The sequence below is a fragment of the Methylobacterium sp. WL64 genome (genome assembly GCF_008039945.1).
Taxonomy (GTDB): Bacteria; Pseudomonadota; Alphaproteobacteria; order Rhizobiales; family Beijerinckiaceae; genus Methylobacterium.
The window spans coordinates 31235-46798 of sequence record NZ_VRVA01000002.1; the positions used below are offsets into that span (position 1 = coordinate 31235).

17 protein-coding genes and 1 tRNA gene are annotated in these 15564 nt (G+C 69.4%); 10 read left to right on the plus strand and 8 right to left on the minus strand.

The window, feature by feature from the left end:
- Window positions 1–18: 18 nt before the first annotated feature.
- Window positions 19–684 (minus strand): SCO family protein, encoded by a 666-nt coding sequence (locus FV242_RS01420; RefSeq protein ID WP_147937672.1) that lies wholly within the window; start codon window positions 682–684, stop codon window positions 19–21.
- A 258-nt stretch (window positions 685–942) separates the two neighbouring features.
- On the opposite strand from FV242_RS01420, the gene FV242_RS01425 reads away from it, so the two are divergent.
- Window positions 943–1845, plus strand: coding sequence for an MBL fold metallo-hydrolase (locus FV242_RS01425; protein WP_147937776.1), 903 nt, complete (start codon window positions 943–945; stop codon window positions 1843–1845).
- Between the two features lie 94 nt (window positions 1846–1939).
- Here FV242_RS01425 and FV242_RS01430 read toward each other — a convergent pair.
- A tRNA-Pro gene (locus FV242_RS01430) sits at window positions 1940–2016 on the minus strand.
- Window positions 2017–2174: 158 nt separating this feature from the next.
- Between FV242_RS01430 and FV242_RS01435 the strand changes: the two genes are divergently transcribed.
- From FV242_RS01435 to FV242_RS01475, 9 genes are all read left to right on the plus strand, one after another.
- Window positions 2175–3455, plus strand: coding sequence for a glycosyltransferase family 1 protein (locus FV242_RS01435; protein WP_147937673.1), 1281 nt, complete (start codon window positions 2175–2177; stop codon window positions 3453–3455).
- Between the two features lie 106 nt (window positions 3456–3561).
- Window positions 3562–3882 (plus strand): rhodanese-like domain-containing protein, encoded by a 321-nt coding sequence (locus FV242_RS01440; protein WP_147906073.1) that lies wholly within the window; start codon window positions 3562–3564, stop codon window positions 3880–3882.
- A gap of 146 nt (window positions 3883–4028) precedes the next feature.
- The gene (locus FV242_RS01445; protein WP_147906074.1) at window positions 4029–5186 is read left to right on the plus strand and encodes an efflux RND transporter periplasmic adaptor subunit; all 1158 of its coding nucleotides are present in this window, start codon (window positions 4029–4031) and stop codon (window positions 5184–5186) included.
- Window positions 5187–5293: 107 nt separating this feature from the next.
- Entirely contained in the window at window positions 5294–8491 is a 3198-nt protein-coding gene (locus tag FV242_RS01450; protein ID WP_147853723.1) for an efflux RND transporter permease subunit, read from the plus strand.
- Window positions 8492–8608: 117 nt separating this feature from the next.
- Entirely contained in the window at window positions 8609–9124 is a 516-nt protein-coding gene (locus FV242_RS01455; protein ID WP_147937674.1) for a hypothetical protein, read from the plus strand.
- 86 nt (window positions 9125–9210) lie between these two features.
- On the plus strand, window positions 9211–9996 hold the full coding sequence (locus FV242_RS01460; RefSeq protein WP_147937675.1) for a 1-acyl-sn-glycerol-3-phosphate acyltransferase: 786 nt from the start codon (window positions 9211–9213) through the stop codon (window positions 9994–9996).
- 151 nt (window positions 9997–10147) lie between these two features.
- Window positions 10148–10594, plus strand: coding sequence for a hypothetical protein (locus FV242_RS01465; RefSeq protein ID WP_147906077.1), 447 nt, complete (start codon window positions 10148–10150; stop codon window positions 10592–10594).
- Between the two features lie 152 nt (window positions 10595–10746).
- Entirely contained in the window at window positions 10747–11856 is a 1110-nt protein-coding gene (locus tag FV242_RS01470; RefSeq protein WP_147937676.1) for a DUF2125 domain-containing protein, read from the plus strand.
- Between the two features lie 18 nt (window positions 11857–11874).
- Entirely contained in the window at window positions 11875–12534 is a 660-nt protein-coding gene (locus tag FV242_RS01475; protein WP_187278303.1) for a phosphoribosylanthranilate isomerase, read from the plus strand.
- A gap of 10 nt (window positions 12535–12544) precedes the next feature.
- Here FV242_RS01475 and FV242_RS01480 read toward each other — a convergent pair whose 3' ends face one another.
- From FV242_RS01480 to FV242_RS01500, 6 genes are all read right to left on the minus strand, one after another.
- Window positions 12545–12916, minus strand: a complete 372-nt coding sequence (locus tag FV242_RS01480) for a LapA family protein (protein WP_147906155.1) — start codon at window positions 12914–12916, stop codon at window positions 12545–12547.
- 19 nt (window positions 12917–12935) lie between these two features.
- On the minus strand, window positions 12936–13247 hold the full coding sequence (locus FV242_RS01485; RefSeq protein WP_091785957.1) for an integration host factor subunit beta: 312 nt from the start codon (window positions 13245–13247) through the stop codon (window positions 12936–12938).
- A gap of 59 nt (window positions 13248–13306) precedes the next feature.
- On the minus strand, window positions 13307–14269 hold the full coding sequence (gene sppA, locus FV242_RS01490) for a signal peptide peptidase SppA (protein ID WP_147937677.1): 963 nt from the start codon (window positions 14267–14269) through the stop codon (window positions 13307–13309).
- Between the two features lie 196 nt (window positions 14270–14465).
- The gene (locus FV242_RS34275) at window positions 14466–14633 is read right to left on the minus strand and encodes a hypothetical protein (protein WP_187278304.1); all 168 of its coding nucleotides are present in this window, start codon (window positions 14631–14633) and stop codon (window positions 14466–14468) included.
- A 97-nt stretch (window positions 14634–14730) separates the two neighbouring features.
- Window positions 14731–15156 carry a PIN domain-containing protein gene (locus tag FV242_RS01495; RefSeq protein WP_147937678.1) on the minus strand — a complete coding sequence of 142 codons (426 nt, stop codon included), beginning with the start codon at window positions 15154–15156 and terminating at the stop codon, window positions 14731–14733.
- Complete coding sequence (locus tag FV242_RS01500) at window positions 15153–15410, minus strand: plasmid stability protein stbC (RefSeq protein ID WP_147937679.1); 258 nt, start codon at window positions 15408–15410, stop codon at window positions 15153–15155. The genes FV242_RS01495 and FV242_RS01500 overlap by 4 nt, the downstream gene beginning before the upstream one ends.
- Window positions 15411–15564 lie beyond the last annotated feature (154 nt).

The following is a 15564-nucleotide window of genomic DNA, read 5'->3' on the forward strand; positions in this document are numbered from 1 at the left end:
GGCTCAGCCGGCTGAGGTTCAGCTTCGCGGGCCGCAGGCGTTGGTCGGACCGTTGGTCTCCCAGAGCGCCGCGCCGCCGCCGGGCGCGCATTGGCCCGGCAGCGCCAGCGTGATCAGCTTGGACAGCGTGCGGTCCTCATCCTCCCCGTAGCCGATCTCCCCGACCATGCGGCCGGTCTTGTCGAACAGGCCGACCGTGGCGGAATGCTCCATCGTGTAGTCGCCGCCCGGGACCGGCACGCGCTTGTAGGCGACGTGGTAGGCATCGGCCATGCGGGCGACCTGATCGGGCGTCCCGACGAAGCCGCGAATCCTCGGATCGAACGCGGTCAGATAGTCCCGCAGGCTGTCGGGGGTGTCCCGCTCCGGGTCGAGGGTGACGAAGACCACGTTCAGCCGGTCTGCGTCACGCCCCATGCGGCCGAGTGCGCCGGACAGGGTGGACAGCGTCGTCGGGCAGACCTCCGGACAATGGGTGAAGCCGAAGAACAGGGCCGACGGCTTGCCAAGCAGGTCAGCCTGGCTCACCGGGCGCCCGTCGAGATCCGCCATCGCGAAGGACCCGCCGACCCGGCGCGGATGGCTGAACCGCGACCCCTGCTGCAGGACGATCGCCCCCGTCCCGGTGGCGACCAGGGTGACGATGGCGGCGGAGGCGATGAGGGCGACGGGACTCGGTGCCATGCTCGAACCTGCGACGGGTGCGTCGGTCGTTGCAATATGGGGTCTGCCACGCCGCGCGCGAAGCCTCTGCGGCGAGGCGGACGTCATCGCCGAGCGGGAACCCGCCTCGGGAAGCCCGGTTTGCGGTACAGGGGCGGCCAACGCGCCTCACGCCCGGACCGCAGAGGGCCGCGGCGTTGAAATCCTCACGGTCGCAATGACTTGAGCGGGTCCCTCGATGCCGGCCTGCTCGGGCACCTGGCAGGAGAGCCGCCCGACATGGCCCAGCAGATCCCGGTCGATCCGAAGGCCCGCGCCGATGATCCGGCCCGTGACGCAGAGCGGGACGATTCCACGCACGCCATCACGGCCGACGTCGCGTATCGGCGGCTCGTGCTGGTCAACACCGTGTTCGTCGGCGCGCCCGGGGCGGGCGATCGCGGGTGGGTGCTGGTGGATGCGGGCGTGCTGGGCGCGAAGGGCGCGATCAAGGCCGCCGCGGAAGCACGGTTCGGCGCGGGCGCGCGGCCGGCCGCGATCGTGCTGACACACGGCCATTTCGACCATGTCGGCGTGCTGGAGGATCTCGCCGCGGAGTGGGACGTCCCGGTCTTCGCGCATGCGCTGGAGCGTCCGTATCTGGACGGCAGCGCCTCCTACCCGACCCCCGATCCGAGCGTCGGCGGGGGATTGCTGGGGCGCCTGTCGCCTCTGTACCCGACGCGGCCGGTCGACGTGTCCGATCGGTTGCAGGATCTGCCGGCCGACGGGTCCGTTCCGCCGATGGCTGGCTGGCGCTGGATCCACACGCCCGGGCACGCGCCGGGTCACGTCTCGTTCTGGCGCGAGGCCGACCGCACCCTCATCGCCGGCGATGCCTTCGTCACCACGGCGCAGGAATCGGCCTATGCGGTGACGACACAGGAGCCGGAACTGCATGGGCCGCCCATGTACCTGACCCTCGATTGGACAGCTGCGCGCGACTCGGTCCGGACCCTCGCCGCTCTCGAACCGGAGCGCGTCATCACAGGTCACGGCCGTCCCCTGGAGGGACCCGAGATGCGGCGGGCGCTCCACGCCCTGGCCGACACGTTCGACGCTGTCGCCGTTCCGAAGCAGGGTCGCTACGTGGAAGAGCCGGTCAGGGCCGCGGACGGCTCGGCCTACGCCCCGCCGGACTAACTCGCCCCGCACGCGCGCGAACGAAACTGCCGACGATCCCGATGCTAGAAGATGTCGCCCCGCGTGCTCGTGTTCGCGATGGGCGGAACAGATATGGTCGGAGTGGCCGGACTTGAACCGACGACCCCCTGTCCCCCAGACAGGTGCGCTACCGGGCTGCGCTACACTCCGACGCCACATGGGCACGGCGCTCTTAGCCGTCGCGCTCCGCCCGCGCAAGCCCTCCGTGCCGGATCGTCGACCCTGGCCCTCCCCGGCCGGGGCGGTTACGGGGAGCCTCCGCTCCGCGTCTCACCACGCCGAACGCTCGCGCCACGCCCTCGAGGACCATGACGGACCGACCGATCGCCTTCGATCTCACGCGCCTCGTCACACGCCTGCGCCATGCCAGCCCGTCGGGGATCGACCGGGTCGACCTCGCCTACGCGCGCTTCTATCTGGGGCGGCCCGGACCGGCCGTCGGCATGGTCTCCACGGCCTACGGACCGCGGGTGCTCGACCGGGAGCGTGCCCTCGCCATCGTCGACGCGGTGGCGGCGGGCTGGGTCGAAGACCGGGACGCGCTCTCGGATCCGGTCTATCGCGGTCTCGCAGCGCGGCTCGGCGCCCCGCTGGCCTCCGCCCCACCTGCGCAGGCCACCCCGGTCGAGGGTGTGCAGCGCCGTCGGATCCAGGCCCGGACTGCGGCCGACATCGCCGCGCGCGGCCGGTCGCTCGCCGCCCTGCCCCGCGACGCGCTTTACCTGCACACATCGCACCTGCGCCTCGATAACCCGCGCCGATTCGATTGGCTCTACGACCGGCGCGACGTGCGCGCGGCGTTCTTCGTCCACGACCTCATCCCGATCACCCATCCGGAATACGGGCGTGCCGGCGAGGCCGACCGGCACCGGCTCCGGATGCGCACGATCGGCCGGCACGCCGCCGCGATCCTGGTCAACTCCGCCGATACCGGCGCCCGCACCCTCGACCATCTCACCACCGAAGGCTTCGGACGCCCACCCGTGGCGGTGGGGCATCTCGGCGTCGAGCCCGCCTTCGGGCGCGCGGGGCCGCGCCTCCAGCCCGACCGGCCGACCTTCCTGGTCTGCGGGACGATCGAATCCCGCAAGCACCACCTGCTGCTGTTCCAGATCTGGCGGCGGCTCGCCGAGCTGCACGGCGCCGCAACGCCCCGCCTCGTCGTCGTCGGGCGCCGGGGCTGGGAGGCCGAGAGCGCGATCGACATGCTGGATCGCTGCCCCGGCGTGCGCGCCCACACGGTCGAAGTCACGGGCCTTTCCACACACGGCTTGGCAGCACTGTCCCGCAGCTGCACCGCGCTGCTGATGCCCTCGTTCACCGAAGGCTACGGCATCCCGATCGTCGAGGCGGCGGCCTCCGGTCTCCCGGTGGTGGCCTCCGATATCCCCGTGCACAGGGAGATTGCCGACGGCTTCGCGCTGTTCCGCGATCCCCTCGACGGGCCGGGCTGGGCCGACGCCATCGAGAACCTCGCCCGACCCGACGCCCCCCTGCGCGCGGAACTCGCCGGGCGCCTCGACGGCTACGTGCCGCCGACCTGGGACGCGCATTTCGCGGCGGTCGGCCCGACGCTCGCGGCGATCTGACGGGAGCGAGCCGGTCACCGCGAGTTGCGCGGCCCCGCCCTGACGAATAAGGGAAAGCGTCAGTCCATAGGGCTGGCCCTAGGGCGGACGGAACGGAGATCCGCCGATGCAGGTGGTCGACCTCGATCGTGAAACGGTCAAACGCGGGTTGAGCGACGGCACGATGCTGGTCATCGACGTGCGCGAAGACCACGAATACGAGGCCGGGCACATCCCCGGCGCCGTCCTGCATCCGCTGTCCACGTTCGATCCCCAGGCCGTGGCCGCCCTCATCGCGGCGGACGGCCGGCGGCCGGTCCTCTCGTGCGGGTCCGGCGTTCGTTCGGTCCACGCGCTGATGGCTGCCCAGCAGGCGGGCGTCGACATCTCCGAGCACTACAAGGGCGGCTTCAAGGATTGGTACGCCGCAGGCGAAGCAATCGAGTAGCTCGCCGAAACAATCCGGCCGTCCCGGGCCGTGATGTGCGCTCTCGCACAATAAGCAGTCGGGCGCGTAGGTTACGGCGCGTCTGACAAGGACACGTCGTCAAGCTCGGTTCGACCGACGGGTCGGCCAACGGACAGCAGGACCCGATGCGCAGCCGGCTTTCCAGCCTCTTCCCCGTGCTCTCCGGTCTCGCGGCCGGCTTCCTGTTCGCGGGGCCGCTCGCCCCGATCGCGTACGCCCAGGCACCCGGCGGTCCGCCGCCGAAGGTCACCGTGGCCAAGCCGGTGGTGCGCGAGATCGTCGAGCAGGATCAGTATACCGGCCGCTTCGATGCGATCGATTACGTCGAGGTCCGGGCCCGGGTGACCGGCTACCTGGAGAAGATCAACTTCATGGACGGCCAGACCGTGAAGAAGGGTGATCTGCTGTTCGTGATCGACCGGCGCCCCTACAAGGCGGCCCTCGAGCAGGCCCAGGCCGCCCTGGCGTCCGCCAAGGCGCGCCAGACGTTCTCGCAGACCGATCTCGAGCGCGCCCAGACCCTGTCGCGGAGCGGCAACATCTCCGAGCAGGTCACCGATCAGCGCCGGCAGGCGTCGCTGACCGCCCAGGCCGACGTCGACAGCGCCCAGGCGGCACTGAACAACGCGCAGCTCAACTACGACTTCAGCGAGGTGAAGGCCCCGGTCAACGGCCGGATCAGCCGCCGGCTGGTCACCGAGGGCAACATCGTCAGCGCCGACCAGACCATGCTGACGACGATCGTGTCCCTCGACCCGATCTGGTTCAGCTTCACGGTCGATGAGAAGTCGTTCCTCAAGTACCAGAACAGCCTCGGCATCGGCATGGGCCAGACCCAGCAGGGTAAGGGCGTGCCGATCATGATCGCGCTGTCGGGCGAGGCGAAGCCGACCCGCAAGGGCACCCTCGACTTCGTCGACAACCGCGTCGACAACGCCACCGGCACGATCCTGCTGCGCGCCACCGTCCCCAACGCCGACCAGTTCATCAAGCCCGGCCTGTTCGGCATCGTCGCGATGCCGGCGACCAAACCGTTCCAGGGCGTGATGATCCCCGACGAGGCGGTCGCGGCCAACCAGGACAAGCGCATCGTCTACGTGATCGGGCCGGAGAACGTGGTCCAGCAGAAGGACGTGGTGCTGGGCCCCAAGGTCGATGGTTACCGGGTGATCCGCAGCGGCCTGAAGGGCGACGAGACCGTGGTGGTCAACGGAGTCGCCCGCATCCGTCCGGGGGCCAAAGTCACCCCGGAGACGGTCGAGTTGCCCCCGAGCAAGACGTGAGCCTGACCGGCTCGACACGACTGCATTCGTGCGCGCCGCGCCGCGTGCGCCGCACCGACGACGCAGGGCCCCGACCGGGTGACCGGCGGGCCTCAGAGGTTTGACCGATGCGTTTCGCCCACTTCTTCGTCGACAGGCCGATCTTCGCGTCCGTCACGTCGATCATCTTCCTGATCCTCGGCTTCGTGGCCTACGAGAGCCTGCCGGTCTCGCAATATCCCGAGATCGTGCCGCCGACCGTGACCGTGCGCGCCTCCTATCCGGGCGCCAACGCCGAGACCGTGGCCGCTACGATCGCGACGCCGATCGAGCAGGAGGTCAACGGCGTCGACAACATGCTGTACATGACGTCGTTGTCGACCAACGACGGCAACATGCTGCTGACCGTGACCTTTAAGGTCGGCACCAACCTCGATATCGCCAACGTGCTGGTGCAGAACCGGCTTTCGGTGGCGCAGCCGCGCCTGCCGCCGGACGTGCGCAACCTCGGCGTTACGGTGCGCAAGGCCTCGCCCGACCTGATGCTGGTCGTGCACCTGCTCTCGCCGAACAAGACCTACGACCAGAACTACCTGGCGAACTACATCTACCTGAACATCCGCGACGAGCTGCTGCGCCTCGACGGCGTCGGCGACATCACGGTGTTCGGCGGTAACGAGTACGCCGAGCGCATCTGGGTCGATCCGAACAAGCTCGCCGCCTACGGCCTCTCGGTCACCGACGTCACCACGGCCCTGCAGGAGCAGAACGTGCAGGTGGCGGCCGGCCAGCTCAACGGCCCGCCCGCCGCCAAGGGCGAGGCGTTCCAGCTCGTGGTCCAGTCTCAGGCGCGCTTCAAGACGCCTGAACAATTCGCCGAAGTGATCATCAAGGCCCAGGACGGGCGCCTCGTCCGGGTCAAGGACATCGCCCGCGTGGAGATGGGCCAGAAGGATTACACCACCAACTCGTACCTCAACGACACGCCCGCGGTCGGCATCGGCGCGTTCCAGCGGCCCGGCACCAACGCCCTGGAGGCCGCAAGCTCGGTCAAGCAGGTGATGGAGGTCGTCAAGAAGAACTTCCCGCCGGACGTCGAGTACCGCATCGCCTACAACCCCACCGAGTTCATCGAGGAATCGATCCAGGAGGTCTACAAGACCCTGTTCGAGGCGGTCGGCCTCGTGGTCATCGTGGTGCTGGTGTTCCTGCAGAGCTGGCGCACGGCGCTGATCCCGGTGATCGCGATCCCCGTGTCCCTCATCGGTACCTTCGCGGCGATGGCGGCTTTCGGCTTCTCGCTCAACAACCTGACCCTGTTCGGGCTGGTGCTGGCCATCGGTATCGTAGTCGACGACGCCATCGTCGTGGTGGAGAACGTCGAGCGCAACATGGCCGAAGGGCTTTCGCCCGGCGATGCCGCCCACAAGACCATGGACGAGGTCGGCGGCGCCGTCATCGCCATCGCGCTCGTGCTGGCGGCGGTGTTCGTGCCGACGGCGTTCATCCCGGGCATCTCGGGCCAGTTCTACAAGCAGTTCGCGCTCACGATCGCGGCCTCGACCCTGATCTCCGCGTTCAACTCGCTGACCCTGTCCCCGGCGCTGTGTAAGCTCCTGCTCGTGCCGCATCACGCGCGCAAGGAGCCGAAGTTCTTCCTGACCCGGTTCGTGAACTGGCTTGCCAACGGCTTCAACCGCGCCTTCGACGCCACGTCGAACGCCTACGGCCGCTCGATCCGTGTCTTGACCGGCGGGATCGTCGGGCTCGGGGCGATGCTGCTGGTCTACGCCGCGGTGATCGCTGGCACCCTGCACCTGGCGCAGACGACGCCGACGGGCTTCATCCCGGACCAGGACCAGGGCTACCTGATCGGCGTCGTCCAGCTTCCCTCCGGCTCGTCGCTCGACCGCACCACGGACGTGATGCTGCGCGCCGCCAAGCAGGCCCGGACGGTCAAAGGCATCGCCAACGCCGTCATCATCGCGGGCTTCGACGGGGCGACCTTCACCAACACCACCAATGCCGGCGTGATGTTCCTGACGCTCACCGGAGCCAAGGAACGCGCCGGCGAGGGGCGCAGCGCCGCGGTGCTCACCGGCGAGGTGCTCAAGGCGACGTCCGACATCCAGGAAGCCCGGGTGATCGTGATCCCTCCGCCGCCGGTCCGCGGCCTCGGCAACGGCGGCGGTTTCAAGCTGCAGATCGAGAGCCGCCAATCCTCGGAGATCGGGCCGCTTATGGCCGCGGCCGGCGAGGTGATCGCCCAGGCGAACCAGAGCGCGGACGTGCAGCGGGTGTTCACGACCTTCGACAACGCGACGCCGCAGCTCTTCCTCGACATCGACCGCACCATCGCGCGGATGCTGAACGTACCGCTCGCCAACGTGTTCTCGTCGGTCCAGGCGGATCTTGGCGGCACCTATGTGAACGACTTCAACACCCTCGGCCGCATCTACCAGGTGCGCCTGCAGGGCGATGCCGCCTATCGTTCGTCGATCCAGGATATCTCGCAGATCAAGGTGCGCTCCTCGACGGGGGCACTGGTGCCGATGGGTACCCTCGCCTCGGTGCGCGACGTGACCGGTCCGCAGATCGTCCAGCGCTTCAACCTGTACTACTCGGTCCCGATCCAGGGCGTGGCCAAGCCCGGCGTTTCGACCGGTCAGGCGCTGACCGCCATGGAGGAAATCGCCAAGAAGGCGCTCCCCGACGGTTATTCCTACGACTGGACCGAGATCGCCTACCAGCAGAAGGCCGCGAGCGGGACTGCCGGCGCCGTCTTCGCCCTGGGCGTGCTCCTCGTCTTCCTGGTGTTGGCCGCGCAGTACGAATCGTGGGCCCTGCCGCTGGCGATCCTGCTGGTGGTGCCGACCGGCGTGCTCGCGGCGCTCGCCGGTGTGCAGTTCCGGGGACAGGACAACAACATCCTGACCCAGATCGGCCTGATCGTGCTGATCGGCCTCGCGGCCAAGAACGCGATCCTGATCGTCGAATTCGCGCACGACATCGAACTGCGTGAGCGCCGGGGCCCGGTCGAGGCGGCGGTGGAAGCCTGCCGGCTTCGCCTGCGCCCGATCCTGATGACCGCCTTCGCGTTCATCCTCGGCACCCTGCCGCTGGTGATCGCCACCGGCCCCGGCGCCGAGATGCGCCAGGCCCTGGGCACCGCGGTGTTCTTCGGGATGATCGGTGCGACCTTCTTCGGCTTGTTCCTCACCCCGGTCTTCTACGTCGTGATCCGCCACTTCTCGCTCTGGCTCGGCCGCCTGCGGGGCAAGTCCTCGCACGGTGACCACGGCGGGGCTGCCCCCGCCCACGGCTGAGGCGTCCCGCCGGCCGTCGGATCGAGAGAGCCGCGCATCCCACAGCCGCGCCCGACCCTGACCGGTCGGGCGCGGCTTCTTTTACGAGGGCCCTACGCTTCGGTGTATGAGCTTGCCATGCACCTCCTCGGCCGCCTGATTCTCGGAGCCTTCGCCCTTCTCCTGGCCGTACCGGCCGGCGCGGGGATCCTCGTACTGGCGCTGCTGATCGATCCGACCGCGAATGCCTGGCTCACCGGCGGTGCGCTCGCGGGCGTCGACATGGCCCTGTCGGACCTTTCGGCGGGCCTGCCGCCGGAGGCGCTGGTTCTCCTGGTCGCCGGTCTCGCTCAGGCGCTGTTCGTCGTGCTGTTCGTGCCGCCGGCCGTGGTCGGGTTTGCAGGCGAGGCGTTCGGGCGCCGCAGCCTGCTCTGGTACGGCGCCGGAACCGGACTGCTGACCGCCGCCCTCCCCTGGCTCGCCCGCGGCGGCGTGCGTCCGGCGGCCAGCTCGGATCCGGGGCTTCTCGCCGCAGAAGCGCGCCTGACGCTGATCCTGTTCGTCGTCGGCGCGAGCGCGGGCCTCGTCTACTGGCTGGTTGCAGGACGCGGCGCAGGGTTCTCCCGGCGCCCCGCACTGGCCGCAGGCGGATGATCGTTCGGGGCAGGTTGCCTAACCGGGCGCGCTTGGCCGCTGACGCCTCAGCGCGCTAGAGGAGGACCGCCACGAAGCGGATTCCGATGCTCGCCCTGCGCTCCCTCGCCTTCAACGTCTGCTTCTACGCCATGACGACGCTTCTGGCGTTCGGCGGCCTGCCCACGCTGGTTTCCCGCCGCGCTGTGTTACGGCTGGCCCGCCTTTGGGGCCGGCTGACGCTGTGGCTGCTGCGCGTGGTCGCCGGCATGAAGGTCGAGTTTCGCGGGCTGGAGAACATCCCGGAGGGGCCGCTTTTAATCGCGGCCAAGCACCAGTCGGCCCTGGAGACCCTGGCGCTCTGCACCGTGTTCCCGGAATTCGCCTACATCCTGAAGCGTGAGCTGCTGCTGATCCCGCTGATCGGCTGGTACCTGTCCCGCAGTGGCATGGTGGCGATCGACCGCTCCAAGGGCGCCCGGGCGATGAGCCTCATGAATGCGGCTGCCGCCACGGCGATCCAGGAGGGCCGCCAGCTCATCATCTTCCCCGAAGGCACCCGCCGTGCCGTCGGAGCGCCCCCCGCCTACAAGCAGGGCCTGTCGCACCTCTACACGACCCTGAAGGTGCCGTGCGTGCCCGTGGCGTTGAACACGGGCCGGTTCTGGTCTCGCAACAGCCTCATCCGCCGGCCCGGAACCGCCGTGATCCACTTCCTCGAACCCATCCCGCCGGGCATGGGTCGCCCGGAGTTCCAGGCCCTCGCCCAAGAGCGGCTGGAGGCCGCCTCGAACGCCCTCCTGGAGCCAGACGCCGCGGGATCGACCATGGGGGCGGAGCAGCCCGCCTCTGCGGCTGCCGGGCACACCGCGGCGGCGGCCCAGAGACGCTGACGAGCCCGGCCTCGATGGACCCGCTCAATCAGCTTTGAGCCGGTGCTTCGGTCGATCTGCGTCGCTTGTGGATAACGTCGCCCGATACCACATTCCTCCTCAGGAACGTTGTGCTTGACGCCTGTGGATATCGTGCGGTAGGTTGGAACAAATGGCGAACAGAAGAGCCCTGTCCTGGTCGGCCGCGCTACGCGACCTGAAGGACGATCGCACGCGGAGACAGGATGTGCGTGAAGAGCGCCTCAAGACGACCGCAGGCCTGCGCGGCACGCCGGCCCTTCCGCTCTCGGCATGGCGCGGGCATTCCGGCCGTCGCTACGTGGTCGGGATCCATTCGGCCGGTGCCTTCGACCTCGACGAGATGGCGGAGGCGGTCGTGATCGCGGTGCGTCGCGACGATACTGGCATCGCCGAGATGGTCTCGGTGGCGACCTCCAACGAGAGCCCGCGCGACCACCTCCGGAGGACCTGGCTCGACCGGGTTCGGAGAAGCGGCGCCACCGAGCTGCACGTGCATCGCCTCGCCGAGGGTGAAGCCGAGCGGGCGGCGATCGTCAGCGACCTGCGGTTCGACACGATCGAGCCGGCCCAAGTCTGAAGCGGGATCTGCCCCGGAAGCGGCGTTCCCCGCGGCGGATCGGTGGTCGACTGGTCGATCGATGCCGGCGCTGCCCCAGTTTTGCCCCGTGCATGGCTTCAAGGCGGAGCCTGCAAGCCCTCTGAGCGGGGCGGAGACGGGAAACAGGACGCATGACGCAGGATCGGACGCGGCCGGACGGTGCGGCGCAGGCTTCCCTGACACGAACCGCACGACGGTTCCGGCTCGGATTGTTCCTGCCCTACGTCCTGCTCGCCCTGATCGTCGTCGCGTGGTCGGTTGGCTGGTTCTGGCTGCGGGGACGCGCGGCGACGGAGATCGACGGCTGGATGACCCGCGAGGCGGCGGCAGGGCGCACCTGGACCTGCGCCGACCGATCCCTCACCGGTTACCCGTTCCGGATCGAGCTGCGCTGCAACGCGGTCACGCTGGAGCGGTCGGACGGCCGGTTCCGCCTCGGTCCCTCGACCGCGGTCGCGCAGGTCTACCAGCCGCGCCTGGTCCTGTTCGAGAGCGCCGGGCCGTTCCATGTCGAGCAGGGTGCGCTGACCGGCGATGCTGCCTGGAGCAAGCTTCAGGGGAGCGTCCACGGAGCATCGGACGGCTTCACCCGTGCCTCGCTGGTGGTGGATAGCCCGAACGTCACGGTCACCGGTGCCGATCCGGGCCCGATCGCGGTATCGGGCCAGCACCTCGAACTGCATGCGCGGCCGACCCCCGGCCGCTTCGACGCCGAAGGCGCGGTCGACGTGAGCCTGCGGCTCGCCCAGGCCGCCGTACCGCAGCTCGACGCGCTCACCGGCAACCCGGCCCCCGCCGACCTGTCGCTCGATGCGACGCTGACCCAGGCGACGGTGCTTCGCACCGGGCCGGTGCCGCGGGAACTCGAGCGCTGGCGCCAGGCCGGCGGCACCCTCGACCTGACGGCGCTCTCGTTGGCCAAGGGCGCCCAGCGCGTCCAGGCGAAGGGCACGCTCGCCCTCGACGACGCGCACCGCCCCGTCGGACAGCTCGACCTGCGGGCGGCCGGCGTCGATGCCCTGGTGGGCAGTGTGGTGGGCCAGCGCTTCGGTTCGGAGAAGGGCGCGCTGATCGGCCAGCTCGTGGGCGGCCTCCTGGGCCTGGGCCGGCGGCCTGAGCCGGGCGAGGCGCAGGGCGAGTCCGCGCCGCTCAAGGCTCTGCCGCCGTTGAAGCTCGTCAACGGGCGGGTGGTGTTCAGTGGGTTCCCGATCCCGAACGTCTCCCTGCCGACCCTGTACTAGATCGGCTATACAACGCCCATGTCCGCTCCGATTTCACCGGCCCGCGTCAAGATCTGCGGGCTCAGCACGCCAGCTACCCTCGACGTTGCGCTGAAGGCTGGCGCGGATTGGATCGGACTCGTCCACTTTCTTCGCAGTCCCCGCCACGTAGACTTCGCGCAGGCTTCGCGTTTATCGGTGCAAGCCCGCGGCCGGGCCCACCGCGTGATCCTTCTCGTCGATCCGGACGACATCCTCGTTCGGGCTGCGGTCGAGGCCGTCGATCCGGATCTGATCCAGCTGCACGGACGCGAGAGTCCGGAGCGGGTGGCGGCGATCCGGGCGCTCGCCGGCCGGCCGGTGATGAAGGCGATCGGCGTCGCGACCCGGGCCGACCTGGCGCCGATCGCGGCCTATGCCGACGTGGCCGACCGGATCCTGCTCGATGCCAAGCCGGCGCCGGACGCCGCGCTCCCCGGGGGCAACGGACACCGATTCGACTGGACGATCCTGGAGGGTGCCGATCTGCCCGACGGGACCATGCTGTCTGGGGGACTGGACGCCGGCAATGTCCGGGATGCACTGGCCCGAACCGGCCTCGGTGCCGTTGACGTGTCGTCGGGCGTCGAATCGGCGCCCGGGCAGAAGGATCCGGACAAGATCGCGGCCTTCCTGGCCGCGGCGCGGTCCGCCTCCTGAACGCTTCCGCTCAGCGTGGCGCCGGCAGGGCGGTACGGCCCGTATTGGGGACCGTGTAGGCGCCGTTTTGCGTCTCGCTATCTGGGGCGTAGGCGCGCAGCCGGTTCGCCTCACGCTCGTATCGGGTCGCCTCGCGGCGGTGGTGGCGCACGTTCGCGCGGGTCTTGCCCTGGCCGAGCCACGTGAAGACCCCGCCGACCACGATGCCCAACGCCACGGCGCCGAACAGGATCGCGTAGAGCGGCAGGTTCACGCTGAAAACGGGCGCCTCCGCGTTGAACGGATCGAACGAGAGCGGCACCGGCGCCCGGTTGGCGACCGCCAGCAGGATCACCAAGGCCGCGATCGGCAGCAGCACGAGGCTCTTCAGGAAACGGATCATCGTGCTCACAGACCTCTTCCTACTCGGCGGCCGACGCACTCTCGCCGATGCCGGCGGCATTGAGACGCTGACGCATCTCCTTCCCGGTCTTGAACACGGGAATCGCCTTCTCGGACACGGCAACGGCTGCGCCTGTGCGCGGGTTGCGTCCCCGCCGCGCTTCTCGACGCTTGACCGAGAAGGCGCCGAAGCCGCGCAGCTCCACCCGGTCGCCCCGGGCCAGCGCATCCGAGATGGTGTCGAGGATCGCGTTGACCAGGATCTCGACGTCGCGCTGGTAGAGATGCGGGTTCTGCTCGGCGATCTTGAGGACGAGCTCCGACTTGATCATGGCGTCTGGTCTTCTCGGGGGATCGGGGCGGGCGACTGGACGGCCTTGTCCGGCGGCGCTCAGGGCTCCGGGCGCCACAGGACCAAGAGGCCGCCGCCGGCGGTCTCGGCCTGGGCGCCGGCGACGCGGAGCCGTCCGGCGAGACCGTCGAGGCCGAGCAGGTCCGCGCCGATGCCGGCGGCCGACCAGAGGGAGAAGTCACTCTCCTTGCTGGGCTTCCAATCCTTGATCGGCAGATCCTTCGGGACGCCCTTGTCGTTCTCGAGCCAGACGACGGCCTGCCGCTCGCCGCCCAGTTCGTCCACCAGCTTCAGGGGCACGCTTTGGCGGCCGCTGAAGACCCGCCCGTCCGAGACCACGGCGAGCTGGCCGGCATCCATGCCCCGGCGCTCGGCCACCAAGTTCTTGAACCAGGCGTAGGTGTCGCCGACCACCGCGGCCAGGGCGGCGCGCGCCTCCGGGGTGGTCGGTGTGAAGCCCGACGGCTCTGCCTTGAGCGGCGAAGACTTCACCGACTCGACCTTGACCCCAACCTTGTCGAGCAGGCCCGAGAGGTCCGGATACTGGAACAGCACGCCGATGGAGCCCACCAGGCTGGTCTCGCGCGCGACGATATGATCGGCCGCGATGGCGGTGATGTAGGCGCCCGAGGCTGCCGTGCCGTCCACGAAGGCGACCATCGGCTTCTTGGCGGCGAGCGCGCGCAGGTTGCGGAAGATCTCCTCCGAACCCGTGGTGGTGCCACCCGGTGAGTTGATCGAGACGATCACGCCCTTCACGGCGTCGGACTCGCCGACCCGCTTCATCAGCTTGGCCGTCGACTCGCTGCCGGCGATGAAGCCCGAAACCGAGATGCGGGCGATCTGCGGCCGCACCGCGAAGGCGCCGTCGGCCCCGGCCCGGGCCCGGTAGCCCAGCGCACCCACCGCTACGATCAGGCCGCCGATCCCGAGTACCCGCCACAGGGACAATCTGCGGCGCAGGCGCCGGCGGTCGATCAGCAGTTCGGCGTCGGCTGCCATACGGTCACTTCCCCTAGCCTGCCCCGAGATGGCGTGCGGGGGCGAGGTCCCGCACCGGGCAAGTCCTTGGTTTCCTTCGCCTCGCGCGGCTGGAGCCGCCCGAGGCCGGTGTTCTAGAGCATTTTCCGCGGACCTGGATATGGGCCACGCGAAGAAAATGCGGTGGCACCCCGCAGACCCTCAAGCCGGGCCGTCGTCAGGTGGCCAGCAGCGTCGGGATCCCGGCGAGTTCCTCGGCCACCTGAGCTTCCAGGCGCCGCAGATCGTTGACCCGCTGCCGGTTCTGCCAGAACGCGGTCTCGTTCCCGAACAGCTTGCCGAGGCGCAGCGCCATGGCGGCCTTCGCTGGCTGCCGCTCGGCCATCAAATCGTGGAGCGCCCGGCGCGACACGCCGAGCCGTCGGGCGATTGAGCAAAATGTGCGGGCATGAAGCCTCTCGCGAACTGTCGGCGACTTCGCCTCACGGCGTCCCCTTCCAAGGATTGATGACGGTCGGGCCGGCCGCTTCGAACGGACCGATGTGGCGGGCGGCGACCGTCATTTCGTGCGCGGCGGCCGTGGCGGCGATGTAGCCGTCCGCCCGGCCGATGCCTCTGCCGGCCGCCCTCGCCCGCGCCATCAGGGCCGCGTACGCCTGGGAGGCGGCCAGATCGAAGGACAGGATCCGGCCCGAGAAGACGGGCAGGACCTCGCGTTCCAGACGCTCCTGATAAATCCGGCGCCGATTGCCGTCCGGCATCGTCGCCAGGCCGAAGCGCACTTCAGCGACGGTGATCGTGGACGGGTAGAGAGTCTCGACCATCTGCGCATCGGTCCAGGCGTTCACCGTGGGGTCCGGCTGGGACTTCCAGGGTTCCGCGATCACATTGGTATCGAGGACGATCATTCGAAGCGCATCGGCTCGACCGGTGTCCGTTGGCACAAAGCCTCGATGTGCTCCGCTTCGGCTTCGGTCATCCCGCCGGCGTCGCGCGCGATGGACGCCAGCAGCGATCCGAGCTTCGGGCGGCCCTCGGGCTTAGCGGCCTGTTCGGGGGTGCTGCGGATTTCAGCCTCGGTGCTGCGACCGCGCAATGCGGCCCGCGCACGCAGGGCGCGATGCTCCGCGTCGGGAACGTTATGGATCGTGATGGCCGGCATCGACCCAACCTCCGAAGCCGGACGGTAATGATTGCATTCCATCATGATGCAATCACGTCGCGCGACCCAGCGGCCTGGGAGCCATGCCGATCAGCTGGATGATGACTTCGCCGCCGGAGACGGCATGAAAAAGCCTGCGTGGGACTGGTGTCCC